Source organism: Streptomyces angustmyceticus, from assembly GCF_040701845.1.
GTDB classification, from domain to species: Bacteria; Actinomycetota; Actinomycetes; order Streptomycetales; family Streptomycetaceae; genus Streptomyces; species Streptomyces angustmyceticus_A.
This window is the reverse complement of the sequence record NZ_JBFBHQ010000002.1, coordinates 347,965-367,855: the sequence shown is the minus strand read 5'-3', so window position 1 is coordinate 367,855 and position 19,891 is coordinate 347,965. Positions and strand designations below refer to the sequence as shown.

Genomic DNA, 19,891 nt, shown 5'->3' with positions numbered 1-19,891 from the left:
GTGCGCTTCACCCCCGAAGAGCTGGAAGCCGCTCGCGACCGCCTCGTCCCGGACGTGGCCGCGAGCGGCCTTCGCGTGCTCTTCTGCGGCATCAATCCCGGGCTGATGACGGCGGCCACCGGCCACCACTTCGCCCGTCCCGGCAACCGCTTCTGGCCGGCCCTGTACGCCGCCGGATTCACCCCGCGCCTCCTGCGGCCCGCCGAGCAGGAGGAACTGCTCGCCCACGGCCTGGGCATCACCAACGTCGTGGCCCGGGCGACCGCCAGGGCCGACGAGCTGACCGCGCAGGAGTACCGCGAGGGCGGCCGGCTGCTGGCCGAGAAGGTGGCCCGGCTGCGGCCGCGCTGGCTGGCCGTCGCCGGGGTCACCGCCTATCGCGTCGCCTTCGACGACAAGCGCGCCGCGATCGGCCCGCAGGAGCGCACCCTGGGCGGCACCCGCATCTGGGCGCTGCCCAACCCCAGCGGACTCAACGCCCATTGGACGCCGACGACCCTGGCTCAGGAGTACGGGCGGCTGCGCGCCGCGGCGTTCGCGGAGGACGACGGCGCTTAAGGTCGTCCACCGTTCGGCCGTCGGCCATCTTGAAGGCATGTACATGCCTACCCGACGGCTCTACTCTGACGCCGCCCGCGCAGCCCCCACTCCCTTACGGAGACTCCTGTGCCTGCCCTCTCCGCGTCCCCCTCCCCCGCAGCGTCCCCCTCCTCCCACCGCACCCGCCGCTCCCGCCGCCGCAGAGTCACCGCGCTCGCCGGGGCGTTCGCCCTCGCCACCACCGGACTCGGCGTCTGGGCGGGCAACGGCTTCGGCGCCGAGCCGGCCGCGGCCGCCGTGCCCACCCCCGACCATGTCGTCGTGGTGGTCTTCGAGAACCACGCCTACGGCCAGGTGATGGGCAGCTCCAGCGCCCCGTACCTCAACTCCCTGGCCTCCGGCGGCGCCGGCCTGACCGCGTCCTACGCCGAGACCCACCCCAGCCAGCCCAACTACTACGCCCTCTTCTCCGGCGACACCCAGGGCGTCACCGACGACAGCTGCGTCGACCCGGGGTTCAGCGACGCCCCCAACCTCGCCTCCGAGGTGACGGCGGCCGGCAAGTCCTGGGCGAGCTACAACGAGTCGCTGCCGTCCGAGGGCTCCACCACCTGCAAGAGCGGCAAGTACGCGCAGAAACACAACCCGTGGTTCGGCTTCGGCAATGTCTCCACCGGCTCGGCGCACACCTTCGACGCGTTTCCCACCGACTTCTCGAAGCTGCCGACCGTGTCCTTCGTCGTGCCGAACCTGTGCAGCGACATGCACGACTGCTCGGTGTCCACGGGTGACACCTGGCTGAAGGACCACCTCAAGAGCTATGCCGACTGGGCCGGGACCCACAACAGCCTGCTGCTGGTCACCTTCGACGAGGACAACCGGCTGAGCGGCAACCGCATCCCGACCGTGCTGTACGGCCAGCCGGTCAAGGCCGGCACCACCTCCGCCACCACCTACAACCACTACGACGTCCTGCGCACCCTGGAGGACATGTACGGCACCTCGCACGCGGGACATGCCGCCGACGCCAAGGACATCAGCGGCATCTGGGCCGGCTGACGTGTACCTCGCGGACCGCTCCGGCCCCTCGGCCGCTGCCCCGACGGGTGAACGGCGCGCCGGAACGGACCACCGTCCGGGCCGGCGCGCCGCCTCCGCTCTCCCCTCGACGGTGCTGGTGCTGGGCACCGTCAGCCTGATCACGGACATCTCCTCGGAGATGGTCACCGCCGTGCTGCCGTTGTACCTCGTCGCCGAACTCGGCCTGTCCCCGCTGGGTTTCGGGGTGCTCGACGGGGTCTACAACGGGGTCGGCGCGCTGGTCCGGCTGGTGGGCGGCCGACTGTCGGACCGCGGCGGCGGCACCGGTCACAAGGCGGTGGCGGCGGTGGGGTACGGACTCTCCGCGCTCTGCAAGCCGCTGTTGCTGCTGGTGCACTCGCTGCCGCTGATCGGGGCGGTGCTGGCGGTGGACCGCACCGGCAAGGGACTGCGGACGGCGCCGCGCGACGCGATGATCTCCCTGGCCGCCGAACCGGCCGTCCGCGGGCGGGCGTTCGGGGTGCACCGGGCCATGGACACGGCGGGCGCGCTGTGCGGTCCGCTGGTGGCGTTCGTGTTGCTGCGGGCGGCGGCGGAAGGCTATGACGCGGTCTTCACGGTCAGCTTCTGTGTGGCCGTCCTGGGTGTGGTCGTCCTGCTGCTGTTCGTGCCGCGCAGGGGGGCCGCCACCTCGCAGGCCGCCGCCGAACAGGCTCCGGACGTCCCCCGGACGCCGGTGCGCGCCCTGCTGAAACGGCCGGAGGTGCGCCGGCTCACCGCGTGCGCGGTGCTGCTGGGGCTGACGACCCTTAGCGACTCGTTCCTCTATCTGACCCTGCAACGGGGCCTGGATCTGCCGACGGGGTGGTTCCCGCTGCTTCCCCTGGGCACGGCCGCGGCGTTCCTGCTGCTGGCGGTGCCGTTGGGGGCCGTCGCCGACCGGATCGGCCGCCGGCGGCTGTTCCTCGCCGGGCATCTGGCGCTGCTGTGCGCCTACGGGCTGCTGCTGGTCCCGCCGGCCGGCGGGGCGGCCCTGGCCGGTGCCGTGCTGGTGCTGCACGGTGCGTTCTACGCGGCGACCGACGGGGTGCTGGCGGCGGCGACCGCCGATGCGGTGCCCGAGGACGCCCGCGGCAGCGGGCTGGCCGTGGTGCAGACCGGCCAGACCGCCGCCCGCTTCGTCTGCTCGCTCGCCTTCGGCGCCGCCTGGACCGCCTGGGGCGCGGGCACCGCCGTGCTGACCGCGGCCCTCGGCCTGGCGCTCGCCGCGGCCGTCAGCGCCTTCCTGCTGCGCCGCGCCGTCCCGGCGCAGACCCCGAACTCCCCCTCGGAGCCCGCGTGAACCACACCCCCTTGAGCCGCAGCGCACGCCTTTTCCTCCTGCTCGTCGCCGTGCTCGTGCTCGGCGGGGTCGCCGTCGGGGCGACCCTGCACGCCGCGGGGCGCGCCGCGCGCAAGGAGCACACCCGGGCGGGCGGCCCCTCGGTCGCCTCCGGAGCCGTGCGCCTGGACGATCCGCACCGCAGCCTCTTCCGCACCATGGCCTGGGGCCCGCACCGCGACGAGATCACCGCCGTCCCCGCGGACCGTCCCGACGGCCCGCGCACCGCCTCCGGCGTCCGCTGCCTGCGCTTCCACGCCGCCGCCGGCACCGGCATCTGCCTCCAGGCCGTCCACGGCACGCTCCGCGACACCTACCGGGCGGTGGTCCTCGACCGCCGGCTGCGCCCGCTGCGCCACTACGACCTGGCCGGCACGCCCACCCGCGCCCGGGTCTCCCCCAGCGGCCGTACCGTCGCCTGGACCGTCTTCGTCAGCGGTGACTCCTACGCGGGGACCGCCTTCTCCACTCGCACCTCCGTCGTCGGCACCGACGGACGGCGGCTGGACGCCAACCTGGAGACCTACGCACTGACCGTCGACGGGCACCGGGTGCACGCGGCCGACATCAACGTCTGGGGCGTCACCTTCGCCGACGACACCCGCTTCTACGCCACCGCCGCCACGGGCGGGAAGACCTATCTCGTCCGCGGCGACCGCGCCACCCGCACCCTCACGGCGCTGCACCCCAACGTCGAATGCCCCTCGCTCTCCCCCGACGGCACCCGCCTCGCGTACAAGAAGCGCGTCGAGGGCGCCGACCCGGACGCGCCCTGGCGGCTGTACGTCCTCGATCTGCGCACCCTGCACGAGTCCCCGACGGGCGAGCACCGCACCATCGACGACCAGGCCGTCTGGCGCGACGACCACACCCTGGTCTACGCCCTGCCGGGCGACTTCGGCGCGGACCTGTGGACCGTCCCCGCCGACGGCTCCGGCGCCCCGCACCGGCTCGTCACCGCCGCGCTGGCGCCCGTCTTCCCCCCCTGACCCCGCGCCCGCCTCACCTCGCTTCGCCCACCGCCGCCAGGAGTTGGAAGGGCAGCTCGGGGCCGCCCTGTCCCACGCCCACCCCGATCCACCGGCCCTGCACCCGCCAGCCGTGCATCCGCGGGACGTATCCGCACAGCGTGTCCAGCGGCGGGCGGACGGGCAGGCCCCTCGCCGTCCGTTCCAGATGGCCGGCGAGTTCGATCGTGCGGGGCTCGCCCCACCGTAAGGACAGGGCCGCTGCCAGAGCGGTCAGTTCGGCCTCGAAATCCTCCGCGGCCTCGGTCACCTCGGCGGGGTCCGCGTCCCAGAACTCCTGACTGACCCGCAGGCCGGCTATGTGGAACCCCGGCCCGCTCTCGACCATGGCGGACCGGCCCGGAACGGCGGGGAACTCCCGGAGCCGCAGCCGGTCGATGGTGCCCAGATACACGTCGATGGTCATGCCGTCAGTAAACCGCCCGGGTCTGACAATTGGCCCTGTCTCACCGTGCGGACCGCGGCCCGGCCGCGGCGCACGGGTCGCCGGTACCCGTCATGTCGCCGCCGTCAGCCCGTTGATCATGCGGTCGAGCAGGCGGTCGAAGACGGCCTGCGGGGCCGGGTCGTTGCCCGTCGCCTCCAGGGCCTGCGCGAGGTGGGGCAGGCCGCCCTCGGCGGCAACGGACCGGAGGTAGCGGGCCTGTGCGTCGAGGAGGTCGCCGGCGGTGCGGTCCTCGGCCCCGATCGCCCGCTCCTGGGCGAGTTCGTACAGGACGTGGCTGGAGACGAAACCGGTGAGCAGGCTGAAGGTCTCCAGCCGCGCCCGCGCGTCCAGGCCGGCGGGGGCGAGTACGGCGAGGGTGTACTCCCAGACGGCGAGGGTGTTCGGGCCGATCGTCCGCTGGGCGGGCAGCGCGCCGGGCAGCCAGGGGTGGCGGTGCATGAGCGCGCGCTGCTCGTGGGCGAGCTGCCGGAGGTCGGCGCGCCAGTCGCCGGAGGGTTCGGACGGCAGCCGGTGGTCGCCGCTCACGTGGTCGATCATGAGCTCCAGCAGCGTCTCCTTGTTGGGGACGTAGCTGTAGAGGGACATCGTCCCCGCGCCGATCCGGCCCGCGACGGCGCGCATGGTGACGGCGGCCAGCCCTTCGGCGTCGGCCAGGGCGACGGCCTCGGCGGTGATCGCGGCGCGGTCGTGCGCCGGCGGCCTGCCCCGCCGCGGGCGTTCGGCCCGCGACCAGAGCAGCTCGGGATCCACCCCGGTGCGACGGCCGGATGAGCCTCCAGTACGGGCCACGGCAACCTCTCCTCAGTCCTGGGGCCATCCCACCACACGCTATTCTCGTACAACGTACTGAAATTGCTGCGGAGAGAGACCGCTCCGGGAATCGAGGCACCATGACGACGGCGACGCACCACTCGTCCGCCAAGAAGCCGCCCCTGCTCACCCGCGCCCTGCGGCGCACCATGCGGGGCCTGCCGCCCGCGCTCCACGACGTCGCCCACGAGCCCGGTCTCGTGGTGCCCGCCGCCGACGGCAGCCCCCTGCTGAGCGACCACTACTTCCCCCTGGCCGACGGCGACTTCCCCACCCTCCTGATCCGCTCGCCGTACGGCCGCGGCTTCCCCTGGGCGCCGATGTACGGCGTGCTCTTCGCCGAACAGGGTTTCCACGTCGTCCTGCAGAGCTGCCGCGGCACCGGGGGCTCCGGCGGCGAGTTCGCCCTGTGGCAGCACGAGGCCGCCGACGGCCTGGCCACCGTCGCCTGGCTGCGCGAACAGCCCTGGTTCCGCGGCGCGTTGGGGACGATCGGCGCCAGCTACCTCGGCTACGCCCAGTGGGCACTCGCCCTGGAGCCGCCGCCGGAGCTGCGCGCGATGGTGGTCCACGTCGGCCTGCACGACCTGTACGGCTACTTCTACTCCGCGGGCGCGTTCGCCCTGGAGAACACCCTCACCAGCACCATGGGCCTGACCAGTCAGCACCGCGGCACACGGCACCTGCTGCGGGCGTCGCTGCGGCTGCGGCGCCACCTGCCGAAGATCGCGCGGACGCTGCCCCTGGGCGAGGCCTACGTGCCCGGGCTCGGCGGCCGGGTGCCGTTCCTGGACGAGGCGATGGCCCACCCCGACCGGCAGGACGCGCACTGGCAGGGCGTGGACGCGGGGGTCGCGGCCGACCGCCTGACCGTGCCGACCAGCCTGATCACCGGATGGCACGACGTGGGCCTGGACCAGACCCTGCAGCAGTACGGCAGACTGCGGCGGGCCGGCTGCGACGCCGCCCTGCTCGTCGGCCCCTGGACGCACCACTCCGCACTGCAGCGGGGCTGGCCCGAGGTCTTCGCCGAAAGCCTCGCCTGGCTGCGGGCCCACCTGTGCGACGACCCGTCCGGCCTGCGCGGCACGCGGGCACGGATCCACGTGGGCGGCCGGCAGGCATGGCAGGACCTGCCCGACTGGCCCCCGGCGACGACGGACCGGCCCTGGCACCTCGACGGCGACGGCACCCTGCGCACCCGGCCGCCCGAACACACCTCGGCGCCGGGGTCGTTCCGCTACGACCCGGCCGACCCGACCCCCTCGGTCGGCGGGCCCGTGCTCTCCGGCAAGGCCGGCGCCCAGGACAACACCGCGCTGGAGGCCAGGGACGACGTCCTGACCTTCACCTCCACGCCGCTCGACGCGCCGCTCGACGTCCTCGGGCCGGTGCGCGCGGAGCTGCGGGTGCGCACCGACACCGGCCACGCCGATGTCTTCGCCCGGCTCTGCGACGTCGACCCACGGGGCCGCTCGACCAACATCTGCGACGGACTGCGCCGGCTGCGCCCCGACGACGCCACCGACTCGGCCCGCAGCGCCCCGGCCGCGGTCACGGTGGCCATGAGCTCCACGGCCCACCGCTTCCCCGCCGGACACCGGATCCGTCTGCAGGTCAGCGGCGGCGCCCATCCCCGCTTCGCCCGCAACACCGGCACCGGCGAGCCGCCGGCGACCGCCACCCGGCTCCTGCCGGCCGAGATCTCGCTCCAGCACCCCTCCCGGCTCGTCCTGCCCGTCGCGGACGAGGCGTACGAGGGCGCCGCACCGGAACGCTGACCGCACCGCCGGGACGCTGTCGCCCCTCGCGGCGGCAAGGGCGCCGGGCCGCCCCCGCCGGCACCTGCCCGGAGGGCCCGATCGCCCGCTCCGCCGCCCCCAGCCGGGCTCGCCGCCCACCCCGCGACCGGCTACGATCCGCCACACACGCAACGCGAGGGAGACGGACGTTGGGGCGGCTCACCGGCGGGGATCCCTCCCTGCTGCGACGGATCAACTCCGCTGTGGTGCTGCATGCGCTGCGGGCCGCGGACTCCCCCACGCTCACCCACCTCGTCCAGGTGACGGGCCTGTCCCGGCCGACGGTCGAAGGCGTGGTCGAGGGCCTCATCGACACCGGTCTGGTGGTCGAGGCGCCCGCCGAGGAGGGCGCGACGCGCCGTCAGGGGCGGCCGGCCCGCCGGTTCCGGTTCCGTACGGAGGCCGGCCATCTGCTGGGCATCGAGATCGGCCCGCACCGCGTCACCACCCTGCTGTCCGACCTGAGCGGCCGGGTGCTGGACTCCGCGCAACGCCCCGTGGCGGAGACCGCGCCGGCCGACGAACGGCTGGAGCGGGTCCGCACCGTCGTGGCCGATCTGCTGCGCCGTACGGGCGTGCCCCGCAGTTCGCTGCGGGCCGTCGGCGCGGCGGGCCCCGGCATCGTGGAGGCGGACGGCACCGTACGGCTGAGCACGGCGCTGCCGGGCTGGACGGGGCTGCCCCTGGGCGAGCGGCTGCGGCGGTCGTTCCGCTGCCCGGTGCTGGTCGAGAACGACGCGAACGCCGCCGCGGTGGCCGAGCACTGGCAGGGCGCCGCCACCGCGTCCGATGACATCGTTTTCGTGCTGGCGGGGCTCAGCCCGGGAGCCGGCTCGCTGATCGGCGGGCGCCTGCACCGCGGATTCGGCGGAGCCGCCGGGGAGATCGGCGCCCTGCACCTGCTCGGCCGCGAGGCGGCACCGGAGAAGCTGCTGTCGACGACCGGCAAGCCGCTGCACCCCCTGGACGAGGCGCAGGTCGCGGCGGTCTTCGCGGCGGCGCGCGAGGGCGACGCCCAGGCCCGGGAGGCGGTCGGCCGTTTCGTCCGGCGGCTGGTGCACGACGTCGCGGCGCTGGTGCTGGCACTCGACCCGGAGCTGGTGGTGATCGGCGGCTGGGCGGCCGGACTGGACGGCGTACTGGAGCCGCTGCGCGCGGAGTTGGCGCGCTACTGCCTGCGCCCGCCGCAGGTCGCCCTGTCGCAGCTGGGCGAGGCGGCGGTCGCCACCGGGGCGCTGCGGCTGGCGCTCGATCATGTGGAGGGCGAGCTCTTCGCGGTGGAGAGCACGGTCACGGGCCGCCGCACGAGTCCCGACGCGGTGACGGGCGGGCACCGAGCCGGGCTCGGCGCGCGTCGGCACTGAACCGCGGGTCTGCTGGGCCGGCGCTGAACCGGGGGCCGGGGCGGACCCTCGCCGCCCCGGCGGTGGTGCGCGCCGCCGCCCGGCCCCGGCCACGGAGCCGCCGCCGGCCCGCGGTCCTGCGCGAACGGGCCCCCGCCGGCACGCCGTCCGGCAGGAGCCCGTAGCACGACCGCGGCGGCTCAGCCCGCGAGCAGGGCGACCGACTCGCTCTCGCCGAAGGTCAGCCGGCAGGTGTCCGCCCGATAGGTGGACACCGCCACGGCAGCCGGACGGCCCCCGGAGACATAGCGGGTGGTGACCACCAGTACGGGCGCGCCGGGCAGCCGGTCCAGTTGCTTGGCGTCCTCCGCACGGGCCGAGCCGAGTTCGACGGTACGGTCCTGGCCGTCCAGGGCCAGCGCCTGCAGCGCGTGCAGCACCGCACCGGCCCGGGCCGGGTCGCCGAGCGAGGCCGCCGGTGCGCAGTCCGGGACCGCGGCCGCCGGGACGTACAGCAGCTCGGCGGCCACGGGCCGGCCCTGCGTGACCCGGCTGCGGCGCACGATGTGCACCGCCTCGCCGGGCGCCGTCGCCAGCAAACCGGCCACCGCGGCGGGCACCGTGTCGCTCTCGACGGCGTCGACTGGCTGCCAGTCGTCACCGGCGGCGCCGGGCCAGGTGTGGCGGACGGGGTCGACGGCGACGCCGACCCGCGGCGGTGCGACCGTGGTGCCGACACCGCGGCGGCGCTGGAGTCTGCCCTCCAGCTCCAGCTGTTCGAGCGCCTGGCGCAGCGTGGCCCTGGCGACACCGAACCGGGCCGCCAGATCACGCTCGTTGGGCAGAATCTCGCCGACCGCGAACTCCGAGTCCAGCGCCTCGCTGAGCACGGTCTTGAGGTGCCAGTACTTCGGCTCCGGCACCGTTTCGAGCTGCGTGGTCCCCACCCTGTCCTCCGCATCGGCCGTGACCGGAACTGCGCCCGCATGGGGCTCGGGCCCGCGCACAAAACGCTGCTTCGGCGGGCCCGCCGTGCGCGCTCGATGATGAACGCTTCTTTATGAAAGGTTGTTGCAGTATCCCGACGATATGGCCGCCCCCACCCTTGGTCAAGACCAATCCGGCATGACGTGCGGATCGGAACGATCGCCCGCACGGCACGGTCCCGACCACGCCCGGCGCCGTGCCGCTCGCTACAGTCACCGGCATGCTCGCTCTCCTCCACACCTCTCCCCTGCACGTCCCGGTCTTCGACGCCCTGCGCGACGAGGAGGCCCCCGGCCTGGCGCTGCATCACCTCGTACGGCCCGAACTCCTCGACCGGGCAAGGGCGCAGGGGCCCGGGAGCGTGGCGGAGGACCTCGCCGCCGAGCTCGGCGAGGCGGCCCGCAACGGGGCACGGGCGGTCCTGTGCACCTGCTCGACGATCGGCTCGGTCGCCGAGGCGGCCGGTGCGGCGCTGGGCCTTCCCGTCCTGCGGGTGGACCGTCCGATGGCCGCGGCAGCCGTCGCCACCGGGCCGCGCATCGCCGTACTCGCCTCCGTGGAGAGCACCCGCGTCCCCACGGAGGACCTGCTCGTGCAGGAGGCCGACCGGGCCGGCCGCGAGGTCACGGTGCGCACCGTGCTGGTGCCGGGCGCCTGGGAGCGCTTCGAGGCCGGTGACCGCGACGGCTATCTGGCGGCGGTCGCCGCCGCGGCACGGGAGATCCGGGACGCCGATGTGATCGTCCTGGCGCAGGCCTCCATGGCACCGGCGGCCGAGCGCCTCGACCTCGAGGTGCCGGTGCTGGCCGGCCCGCGGACCGGCCTGCGGGCCGCCGCTCAGCTGGCCGCGAGCGACACCAGCTTCTCCGGGTTGCGGACGACGTAGACCGTCTGGATCCTGCCGTCTCGGACACCGAACTGGATGACGGTGTCCGGCACCCCGTCCTGGCGCGCCAACAGCGCGATCTGGCCGTTGAGTTCGAGGACGGTGAACTCCATACCGGGCGGCACGGACCGGGCGACGCCGACGAGGAAGCGGGCGACCTTGTCCGCGGACTCGATGATCCGCCGCGGGGCCTTGGCCTTCCCTCCGCTGTCCCCGACCAGCCGCGCGTCGGCCGCCAGGAGGCTCAGCAGCCCCGCCAGATCGTCACCGGCCGCCGCGGCCAGGAACCGCTCGGTCAGCTCGCGCTGCCGCTCCTGGTCGACCTCGAAGCGGGGGCGGCCCTCCTCGACGTGCCGCCGGGCGCGGCCCGCCAGTTGGCGCACCGCGGCCTCACTGCGGTCGAGGGCGGCGGCGATCTCCGCGTACGGATAGCCGAAGGCCTCGCGCAGCACGAACACGGCGCGCTCCAGAGGCGAGAGCGACTCCAGGACGACGAGCACGGCGAGGGTGACGGATTCCTGGAACACCGCGCGCTCCGCGGTGTCCGGGGCGGTGGCCCCGATGTCGGTCGCCAGCGGCTCCGGCAGCCAGGGGCCGACATAGGACTCGCGGCGCGACTGGACCTGGCGCAGCCGGTCGATGGCCAGCCGGGTGGTGATCCGTACGAGGTAGCCGCGCGGCTCGCGCACCTCCGCGCGGTCCGCCCCCGACCAGCGCAGCCAGGCGTCCTGCACCACGTCCTCGGCGTCGGCCACCCGGCCGAGCATCCGGTAGGCCACCCCGAACAGCACGGGGCGGTGCTCCTCGAAGACATCGGTGAGGTCGGTCACGGAATCGCTCAGCACCCCTCCATCCCACCGGCCCGCCTCCGCCTTGTCCAGCGGAATCCGCGCGGCGGGGGCCGCGGGGGGGTGCCCGGGGGGATGCGCGGGGGCCGTGCGGCGGGGCGGAGCGGGTGCGCGCGGTGCCGTACCTCCCGCACTCGTCCCGACTGCCCCATACCACTCAGTAGCCTCAACTGGCATCGTGTCAGCCCACACCCGGCACCACCGCACCACCGCACCCCCGAGGAGTTCTGATGGCCACCCCGGTCTCCTTCGCCCGTGTCACCCCCGCGGACCGGCCGCCGTTCACGGTCGCCTATGAGCGCAAGGGCGCGGGCGATCCCGTCGTCCTGCTGCACGGCATAGGCCACCATCTCCAGGCCTGGCGCCCGGTGTGCGACATCCTCGCCGCGTCCCACGAGGTCATCTCCCTCGACCTGCCGGGCTTCGGCGCCTCCCCCGCGCTGCCCGACGGGTCCTCCTACGAACTGTCGTCGGTCGTCCCGCTGCTCATCGCGGCGTTCGGGGAACTCGGCGCCGACCGCCCGCATGTGGTGGGGAACTCGCTGGGCGGGCTGCTCGCCCTGGAGCTGGGCCGGGAACGGGCCGTCCGGTCGGTCACCGCGCTCTCCCCGGCGGGCTTCTGGACCCCGGCGGAGCGGCGGTACGCCTTCGGGGTGCTGCGCGGCATGTACGCCGGGGCGCAGGCGCTGCCCGAGCCGGTGGTGGAGTCCCTGGCCCGGTCCGCCCTCGGGCGGGCCTCGCTGACCGGCACCATCTACGCCCACCCCGCCCGCCGTTCGGCGGCGGCCGTCGTGGCGGAGACCAGGGCGCTGCGCGAGGGTCCCGGGTTCGTCCCGACGCTGGCGGCCGGGCGGGAGGTGCGGTTCACGGCGGATGTGCCGGACGTCCCGGTGACGATCGGCTGGGGCAGCCGGGACCGCCTGCTGCTGCCCCGCCAGGGCGTGCGGGCCAAGCACACGATCCCGGGCGCGCGGCTGGTGCGGCTGCCGGGCTGCGGGCATGTGCCGATGCACGACGATCCGGCGCTGGTGGCGCGGGTCGTCCTCGACACCATGAGCCGGGGCGCTTCCTAGGGTCTGCCGGCGACACCCGTCGGCCGGGGTGCGGCCTCCCCCTCCCCGGGCCGCCGAGGCGGCGGCCCCGGCGCGTACCGGAGGCGTAAACGTCCCGTCCGCATCCTGGCGATCGGGCGGGGGGCTTGCGACGATGGCCCGGGTCCGGTGGGTCGCGGGGGCCGGGACACGCCCCTGCGCGAGGCGTGCCGCCGACCGCGAACGGGCCGCTGTTCACCGTCCGTTCGGCTGCGGGGCACCGGACAGCGATACGAACGGGGCGGCAGGAAAGTCGGTCGAGGCATGGAGGTTGGAGATGGCGCAGGGATCCGGCGGCGGCTTCGGACGGCGGTCGCTGCTGCAGGGCGCGGCGGCCGGCTCGGCGGCACTGGCGCTGCCCGCCCTCTCCTGTGCCGCGCCGGCGCAGGCCCGCAGCGGGCGGCCGGGCGCCGACTGGGGCGTCCAGGTCGGGGATGTGACCACGTCCTCGGGTCTGGTGTGGGTCCGGTCCGACCGGCCGGCCCGGATGCTGGTGCAGACCGCGGCGACCGAGTCGTTCCGCAACGCCCGGACCTGGCACGGCCCGGTGATCGGTGCGGGGACGGACTTCACCGGTGTGACCCCGCTGCACGGTCTGCCCTCCGGTGAGCAGATCCACTACCGGGTGCTGCTCGCGGACCCGGACGACCCCCGGCGCACCGGCAGGCCGGTGACCGGCACCTTCCGCACGGCGCCCGCGCACCGCAGACCCGCCGGCGCCTCGCGGAGCACGGCCGGCAGCGGGCGGCAGGAGGGCGTCCGCTTCCACTGGTCGGGCGATCTGGCCGGGCAGGGCTGGGGCATCAACCCCGACCGCGGCGGCTACCGCATCTACGAGGACATGCGGCGGCGGAACCCGGACTTCTTCCTGTGCAGCGGCGACAACATCTACGCCGACAGCCCGATCCCGGAGCGGGTGACGCTGCCGGACGGCCGGATCTGGCGGAACGTGACGACCGAGGAGAAGGCCAAGGTCGCCGAGACGCTGGCGGAGTTCCGCGGCGCGTTCCGCTACAACCTGCTGGACGGCAATCTGCGCCGCTTCAACGCGCAGGTGCCGACGATCACCCAGTGGGACGACCACGAGGTGCACAACAACTGGTACCCGGGACAGCTCCTCGACGACGACCGGTACACGGTGAAGGAGACGGACGTGCTGTCCGCGCGCTCGCTGCGCGCCTTCAGCGAGTACTTCCCCATCCGTACGCTGCGGCCCGACCGTGGGGGTACCTCCCGCTCGAGCGAAGCCGAGAGCGGGGGAGGCCGGGTCTACCGTGTGGTGCGCCACGGCCCGCTGCTCGACGTGTTCGTCCTGGACATGCGCCGCTACCGGAACGCCAATTCGCCCGGCCGGCAGACCGACGATCCGCAGGGCATCCTCGGCGCCGAGCAGTTGCGCTGGCTCAAGCGGGAGCTGTCCCGCTCGCAGGCGGTGTGGAAGGTGATCGCCTCCGATATGCCGCTGGGTCTGGTCGTCCCGGACGGCAAGACCGACTTCGAGGCGGTGGCGCAGGGCGATCCGGGCGCTCCCCTGGGGCGCGAGCTGCAGTTGGCCGAGCTGCTGCGGCACATCAAGCACGACCGGGTGACCGGCACCGTGTGGCTGACGACGGACGTCCACTACACGGCGGCGCAGCACTACACACCGGACCGGGCCGCGTTCAAGGACTTCGCGCCGTTCTGGGAGTTCGTGTCGGGGCCGCTGAACGCGGGCGGATTCCAGGCGTTGAAGCTGGACGGAACATTCGGGCCCGAGCAGCCGTTCATCAAGGCGCCGGACCGTGCCAACACCTCTCCCGCGGAGAGTCCGCAGTACTTCGGCGAGATCGACATCGACGGGGACAGCGGGGAGATGACGGTGCGGCTGTGTCAGGAAGGCGGCGAGGTGTTGTTCAGCAAGGTGCTGCAACCGGGACAGGTAGGACAGTAGAGGCCAATGCGTCGATTGCGTCTTTTACCCGTCGGACACAATGTGTTGGCGATCAGGCAACACCTGTACGCCAGGCTTGTGTGCATGACTGAAGCATCCTCTGCCCGTTCCGCCCGCCGCCACCACTGGCGGCGGGACATCATCGAGCTGGCCGCCCTGTTCAGCGCCGTGGCGGTCGCCGACGTCCTCGCCAACACCCTCGTCCACGGCCCGTCGGGCCCGCTGCTGCTGTGCTCCGCCGCGGTGGCTCTGCTGGCCACGGCCGGCTTCCACGTCTGGTGGTCACGACGCCACGAATACGCCCCGCCGCCGACCGATACCGGCGCCACGGCGGCGTCCCCGTCCGGAGCGGCCCCCGGGGCCGCCGGTCAGGAGACGGTGCTGTGGCGGATGCGGACCACCGTCCGGGACGAGCCCGGCAGCCTGGCCGCCCTGTGCACGGCGCTGGCCGCACGGCGGGTCGACATCCTCAGCCTGCAGACCCACCCGCTGTCCGACGGCACGGTCGACGAGTTCCTGCTGCGCGCCCCCGAGGCGCTGACCTCCGCGGAGCTGGCCCGTACGGTGGCCGGCGCGGGCGGTGCGCACAGCTGGCTGGAGCGCGCCGATGCGCACGACCTCGTCGACGCCCCGACCCGGATGCTGGGCCTGGCCACCCGTACCGCACTGGACTCCGCCGAACTCCCCCTGGCACTGCGCCAGTTGCTGGGGCGCTGCACCATCCGTTCGGTTCCCGCCCGCTCGCTGCGCGGTCAGCCGCTCGCCGAGCAGGTGCCCACGGAAGGCGTATTGGAGGAACACCTCATGAAGTTCCGCGACCCCTCCGGGGGCTCGCTCACCATCGAAAGGCCGCAATTGCCGTTCACCCCGACCGAGTTCGCCCGGGTACGCGCCCTGGTCGACCTGGACGCCAGACTCGGCCAGCGGGTGCCGCCGCGGCGTGATGTGCTGACGCTGCCCGAGGGCAACGAGATCACGGTCCGCCGCGCCGACACCTCCGATCTGGCCGCGGCCCGCGAGATGCACGACCGCTGCTCCCCGAACACCCTGGGGCTGCGCTACCACGGCCCGGTCGGCGACGCGGACCGCTACCTCAACCACCTGCTCAGCCCGCGGTTCGGCCGCACCCTGGCGGTGGAGACCGCCTCCGGCCGGCTGGTGGCGCTCGGCCATCTGCTGTGGGACGGCGAGGAGACCGAGGTCGCCCTGCTGGTCGAGGACGCCTGGCAGCAGCGCGGCATCGGCGCCGAACTGCTGCGCCGGCTGGTGACGATGGCGGCCGAGACCGGCTGCGAGAGCGTCTATGCGATCACCCGGGCCTCGAACACCGGCATGGTGGCGGCGATGCGCGGCCTCGGGCTGCCGCTCGACTACCAGATCGAGGAAGGCACGCTGGTGATCACCGCACGCCCCACGGGGGTGCCCGCCCGCCGGGAGTCCCTGGAGAGCGCACGGGTCCAGGACGGCACGGGGCGCCGCTGAGCGCCGCCCCGCGGTGCGCGACCGGGCACCGTCGCCGCCGGCCGGGTGCACGGACGCCCGGCCGGCGGCGGCGCGCGGCGGCAAGGACGCCATAAGCGGAGCCAAGGACACCGCAAAGCGACAGGAACGTACCGCCTGATGATGGTGACGCGGCGGGGCCGTTCGTACGAGGATGGCGGTATGGCCAACACCACTACCTCCGGGGGCGGTCCGCTGCCCCGCCAGGTCGCCGATGCCTATGTCGACGCCCTCGTCGACCTGGACCCGATCACCGGCACCTTCCTCGGCGTCGCCGAGAGTTCCGGCAAGCTCCCCGACTTCTCACCGACGGGCCAGGAAGCGGTGGCCCAGCTCGCCCGTACGACGCTGGAGAAGCTCAGCGAGGCGGAGTCCCGGCCGGGCGCGGAGCAGTCCGCCGAGCAGATCTGCGCGCGGCTGCTGCGCGAGCGGCTCACCGCCGAGCTCGCGGTCCACGAGGCGGGCGAGGGCCTGCGCACGGTCAGCAACCTCAGCTCGCCGCTGCACCACGTCCGCGAGGTCTTCACGATCAGCCCGGCCGAGACCGAAGCGGACTGGGCGGCGCTCGCCCAGCGGCTGCGGGCCGTACCCGCCGCGCTGGAGGGCTACCGCGCCGCGCTCGACGCCGGCCTCAAGCGCGGCCTGCCCGCCGGACCGACCCAGGTCCGCACCGTCATCGGCCAGTTGGACGAATGGATCGGGACCGACCGCGGCTGGTTCGCCGAGTTCACCGACGCCGGCCCGGACGCCCTGCGCACCGAGCTGACCGAGGCCGCCGGGGTGGCGAACGGCGCGCTGGTGGAGCTGCGCGACTGGTTCCGCGACAGCTACGCACCGGCCGTCGAGGGCGCACCGGACGTGGTGGGCCGCGAGCGCTACGCCCGCCTCGCCCGCTACTTCAACGGCGCCGACCTCGACCCGGACGAGGCGTACGCGTACGGCTGGTCGGAGTTCCACCGGCTGCTGGCCGAGATGGAGACCGAGGCCGAGAAGGTCCTGCCCGGCGCGAAGACGCCGTGGGAGGCGCTCGCCTGGTGCGATGAGCACGGCGAGGCGATCGAGGGCGTCGAGGAGACCCGTGAGTGGCTCCAGTCGCTCATGGACGAGGCCATCGACGGGCTCGACGGCACCCACTTCGAACTGGCGGAGCGGGTGCGCCGGGTGGAGTCGCAGATCGCCCCGCCCGGCGGCGCGGCAGCCCCGTACTACACCCCGCCGTCGCTGGACTTCTCCCGTCCCGGCCGGACCTGGCTGCCGACGATGGGCGAGACCCGCTTCCCGGCGTACGACCTGGTCTCCACCTGGTACCACGAGGGGGTGCCCGGCCATCACCTCCAGCTGGCGCAGTGGGTGCATGTCGCCGACTCCCTCTCGCGCTACCAGACGACGGTGGGCATCGTCAGCGCGAACGCCGAGGGCTGGGCGCTCTACGCCGAACGGCTCATGGACGAGCTGGGCTTCCTGACCAGCGCCGAACGGCGTCTGGGGTATCTCGACGCGCAGATGATGCGCGCGATCCGGGTCATCATCGACATCGGGATGCATCTGGAGCTGGAGATCCCGGCGGACTCCCCCTTCCACCCGGGCGAGCGCTGGACGCCGCAGCTGGCCCACGCGTTCCTCGCCCAGCACAGCAGCCGCCCGGCCGACTACGTCGAGAGCGAGATCATCCGCTACCAGGGCATGGCCGGACAGGCGATCGGCTACAAGCTCGGCGAGCGGGTGTGGCTGCAGGGCCGGGAGGCGGCCCGCGCGCGGCACGGCGCGGACTTCGACCTCAAGGCCTGGCACATGGCGGCCCTGTCGCAGGGCTCGCTGGGCCTGGACGACCTGCTCAGCGAGCTGTCGGCGCTCTGAACCACCGCTCGGGCGCACGGTGGCCGGCCACTCCCCCGGGTGTTGTGGCCGGCCACCGCCGTCCGTAGGGTCCGCTGACATGACAGTGGACCCCGCGGTGGACCGGCCGCTCCTCCTGTTCCCCGGCGACCCGCTGCGTCCCCGGCGGGGAGCGCCGCCCGGCCGGAGGCGGCCGGGGCCGGGGACCGATCCGCATTTCGCGGCCGAGGCCGCCGCGGCGCAGGCGGCCGGCGCGGCCACCGCGGTCCTCGACCACGAGGCACTGGCCGCCGGGGACGCGGCAGCGGCGGTGGCCCGGGTCCCGCGCGGTGCCGGACCGGTCTGGTACCGCGGCTGGATGCTGCCCGCGGGCCGCTATGCCGCGCTGTCCGCGGCGCTCGCCGACCGCGGCCGGCGCCTGCTGACCTCCCCCGCCGCCTACCGCCGTGCCCATGAACTCCCGGGCTGGTACGACACCTTCCGCGCGCTCACCCCGGCCAGCGCCTGGCTCCCCTGCCCGCCCGGCCGCGCCCCGGAGCGGGCGGCGCTGGCGGACCTCGCCGCGCCGCTCGGCACACCGGGCCGGCCCCGGCCGCTCGTCGTCAAGGACTGGGTGAAGTCCCGTAAGCACGAGTGGGACGAGGCCGCCTACGTCCCGGACGCGGACGACACCGGGCAACTGGCCGCGGTCGTCGGCCGCTTCGTCGCCCTCCAGGAGGAGTCCCTGACCGGGGGCGTGGTGCTGCGCGCCTTCGAGTCCTTCGACGCGGTGGGCGAGGCGCGGGTGTGGTGGGTGGACGGCGAGCCGGTGCTGAGCGGCCCGCACCCCGACACCCCGGGCCTGCGCCCGGCCCCCGACCTCACCCATGTGGCGCCCGCGGTACGGGAGTCGGGCCTGCGCTTCGTCACCACGGACCTGGCACGGCGCACCGACGGCGTCTGGCGGGTGGTGGAGGTCGGCGACGGCCAGGTCAGCGGTCTGCCGGCGGGGGCGGACCACCGGCCGCTGTTCGAGGCGCTGGTCACCGCGGGCGCGGGCTATCCGCTGGTGCTCACGGCCGGCCGGGTGGCGCTGCGCGCCCTGCCGCCGGCCACCGCCGCCCGGGTCGCGGACGGCGAGCCCGCGGGCTTCGACTGGATCGACGGCGGCCCGCCCGAGGCCACCTCGGGCGGCGCCGGCATCGCCGTACGGGCCGCAGCGGCCGGCGACTACCGGCCCGGCTGGGGCGTCTTCGTCCTGACCGACGCGGCCACGGGGACGGCGCTCGGCAGCATCGGCTTCCACGGCCCGCCGGACGCCGAGGGCTTCGTGGAGATCGGCTACGACCTCTCGCCGTCGGCGCGCGGCGCCGGCTGGGCGACCGAGGCGGCACGGCTGCTCGCCGGCTGGGCGGCCGCGCGCCCCGAGGTACGGACGGTGTGCGCCCTGACGGAGCCGGAGAACCTGCCGTCCCAACGGGTGCTGGAGCGGGCGGGATTCCGGTTCGTCGGGGAGCGCGAGGGGCTGCGCGCCTACGAGATCGACGGGGCCGCGGAGACGGTCGCCGTCACCGCCTGAAGCCCCCCTCGGAGTTGATGACCTCCCCGGTGATCCAGGCCGCCTCGTCGGTCGCGAGCCAGGCGATCAGCCGGGCCGGATCGTCCGGCGCGCCCCACCGTCCGCCCGGGAAGCGCCCGGCGACCTGCTCGTGCAGGGCGCCGACCGCGTAACCGGTGTCCACGGGGCCCGGGTTGACGGCGTTCACGGTCACCCCGAGGCCGGCGAAGGTGGTGGCGAGGCTGCGGGTCGCCGTGGCCAGTGCGCCCTTGGCCAGGCCGTAGGCGATCTCTTCCGGCATCCCGTCGCCCAGGTCCTGGCCGGAGGTCATCAGCACGATCCGCCCGCCCGGCGTCTCCTTCGTGCGCCGGCGCGCATAGGCCTGGGCGAGGAGGATCACCGAGCGGGTGTTCACCGCCCAGTGGGCGTCGAGCATCGCCGCGTCGACGGCGTCCAGGGGGCCGTCGCTGCCGCTGAGGGCGTGGTTGGCGACGAGGATGTCCAGCCGGCCGCCGAGCGCCTCGGCCGCGGTGTCCACGAGTCGGGCGGGGGCGTCCGGTGCGGCCAGATCGGCGGGCCCCTGGGCCACCACCGCGCCCGGGGCGGCGAGCGCCCGCACCCCGTCGGCGACGGCGTCCGGGCCGCCCGGGTCCGCTCCCCAGGGCCGGCGGGCGTCGTGCGGGACATGGTGGTGCAGATAGACGCCGGCGCCGTATGCGGCCAGTCGCCGGGCGACGGCGTAGCCGATGCCGCGGCGGCGGCTCGCTCCGGTGACCAGGGCGGTGCGCCCGAGGAGCGGCAGCGGGTCGCGGCGGGGTACGTCGGCGTCCGTGGCGGTGCCGGAGCTCTCTGCGGGACGGCTGCTGTCGTAGGTCATGACACA

Annotated in this window: 17 protein-coding genes; 12 read left to right on the top strand and 5 right to left on the bottom strand. The window is 74.6% G+C overall.

Annotated elements, in window-relative coordinates; genetic code table 11:
* From mug to AB0411_RS05535, 4 genes are all read left to right on the top strand, one after another.
* A complete protein-coding gene (mug, locus tag AB0411_RS05550; RefSeq protein ID WP_366415924.1) occupies positions 1-558 on the top strand; it encodes a G/U mismatch-specific DNA glycosylase in 558 nt (185 codons plus the stop codon).
* Between the two features lie 108 nt (positions 559-666).
* Positions 667-1,599, top strand: coding sequence for an alkaline phosphatase family protein (locus tag AB0411_RS05545; RefSeq protein ID WP_366415923.1), 933 nt, complete (start codon positions 667-669; stop codon positions 1,597-1,599).
* Position 1,600: 1 nt separating this feature from the next.
* Positions 1,601-2,923, top strand: coding sequence for an MFS transporter (locus AB0411_RS05540; RefSeq protein WP_366415922.1), 1,323 nt, complete (start codon positions 1,601-1,603; stop codon positions 2,921-2,923).
* Positions 2,924-2,934: 11 nt separating this feature from the next.
* A complete protein-coding gene (locus tag AB0411_RS05535) occupies positions 2,935-3,951 on the top strand; it encodes a TolB family protein (protein ID WP_366416307.1) in 1,017 nt (338 codons plus the stop codon).
* A 13-nt stretch (positions 3,952-3,964) separates the two neighbouring features.
* On the opposite strand, the gene AB0411_RS05530 is transcribed toward AB0411_RS05535, so the two are convergent.
* Complete coding sequence (locus AB0411_RS05530; RefSeq protein WP_366415921.1) at positions 3,965-4,396, bottom strand: hypothetical protein; 432 nt, start codon at positions 4,394-4,396, stop codon at positions 3,965-3,967.
* Positions 4,397-4,486: 90 nt separating this feature from the next.
* Positions 4,487-5,227 (bottom strand): TetR/AcrR family transcriptional regulator, encoded by a 741-nt coding sequence (locus AB0411_RS05525; protein WP_437041337.1) that lies wholly within the window; start codon positions 5,225-5,227, stop codon positions 4,487-4,489.
* Between the two features lie 101 nt (positions 5,228-5,328).
* Here AB0411_RS05525 and AB0411_RS05520 point away from each other — a divergent pair, with 101 nt between their 5' ends.
* Positions 5,329-7,029, top strand: coding sequence for a CocE/NonD family hydrolase (locus AB0411_RS05520; protein WP_366415920.1), 1,701 nt, complete (start codon positions 5,329-5,331; stop codon positions 7,027-7,029).
* A 170-nt stretch (positions 7,030-7,199) separates the two neighbouring features.
* Positions 7,200-8,414 (top strand): ROK family transcriptional regulator, encoded by a 1,215-nt coding sequence (locus tag AB0411_RS05515; RefSeq protein WP_366415919.1) that lies wholly within the window; start codon positions 7,200-7,202, stop codon positions 8,412-8,414.
* Positions 8,415-8,593: 179 nt separating this feature from the next.
* Here the strand turns inward: AB0411_RS05515 and AB0411_RS05510 are convergent, their stop codons facing one another.
* Entirely contained in the window at positions 8,594-9,340 is a 747-nt protein-coding gene (locus AB0411_RS05510) for a GntR family transcriptional regulator (RefSeq protein ID WP_366415918.1), read from the bottom strand.
* Between the two features lie 260 nt (positions 9,341-9,600).
* Between AB0411_RS05510 and AB0411_RS05505 the strand changes: the two genes are divergently transcribed.
* Positions 9,601-10,266 carry an aspartate/glutamate racemase family protein gene (locus AB0411_RS05505; RefSeq protein ID WP_366415917.1) on the top strand — a complete coding sequence of 222 codons (666 nt, stop codon included), beginning with the start codon at positions 9,601-9,603 and terminating at the stop codon, positions 10,264-10,266.
* Here the strand turns inward: AB0411_RS05505 and AB0411_RS05500 are convergent.
* The gene (locus AB0411_RS05500; protein WP_366415916.1) at positions 10,218-11,111 is read right to left on the bottom strand and encodes an RNA polymerase sigma-70 factor; all 894 of its coding nucleotides are present in this window, start codon (positions 11,109-11,111) and stop codon (positions 10,218-10,220) included. The genes AB0411_RS05505 and AB0411_RS05500 overlap by 49 nt on opposite strands.
* Positions 11,112-11,344: 233 nt before the next feature.
* Here AB0411_RS05500 and AB0411_RS05495 point away from each other — a divergent pair, with 233 nt between their 5' ends.
* The 5 genes from AB0411_RS05495 (at position 11,345) to AB0411_RS05475 (ending at position 19,029) form a co-directional block, all read left to right on the top strand.
* The gene (locus AB0411_RS05495; protein WP_366415915.1) at positions 11,345-12,187 is read left to right on the top strand and encodes an alpha/beta fold hydrolase; all 843 of its coding nucleotides are present in this window, start codon (positions 11,345-11,347) and stop codon (positions 12,185-12,187) included.
* Between the two features lie 295 nt (positions 12,188-12,482).
* A complete protein-coding gene (locus AB0411_RS05490) occupies positions 12,483-14,135 on the top strand; it encodes an alkaline phosphatase D family protein (protein WP_366415914.1) in 1,653 nt (550 codons plus the stop codon).
* A gap of 84 nt (positions 14,136-14,219) precedes the next feature.
* The gene (locus AB0411_RS05485; RefSeq protein WP_366415913.1) at positions 14,220-15,617 is read left to right on the top strand and encodes a GNAT family N-acetyltransferase; all 1,398 of its coding nucleotides are present in this window, start codon (positions 14,220-14,222) and stop codon (positions 15,615-15,617) included.
* 180 nt (positions 15,618-15,797) lie between these two features.
* Complete coding sequence (locus tag AB0411_RS05480) at positions 15,798-17,492, top strand: DUF885 domain-containing protein (protein WP_366415912.1); 1,695 nt, start codon at positions 15,798-15,800, stop codon at positions 17,490-17,492.
* A 79-nt stretch (positions 17,493-17,571) separates the two neighbouring features.
* A complete protein-coding gene (locus AB0411_RS05475) occupies positions 17,572-19,029 on the top strand; it encodes a GNAT family N-acetyltransferase (protein ID WP_366415911.1) in 1,458 nt (485 codons plus the stop codon).
* Here the strand turns inward: AB0411_RS05475 and AB0411_RS05470 are convergent.
* A complete protein-coding gene (locus AB0411_RS05470) occupies positions 19,019-19,885 on the bottom strand; it encodes an SDR family oxidoreductase (protein WP_366415910.1) in 867 nt (288 codons plus the stop codon). The two genes, AB0411_RS05475 and AB0411_RS05470, sit on opposite strands and share 11 nt — an antisense overlap.
* Positions 19,886-19,891: the final 6 nt, after the last annotated feature.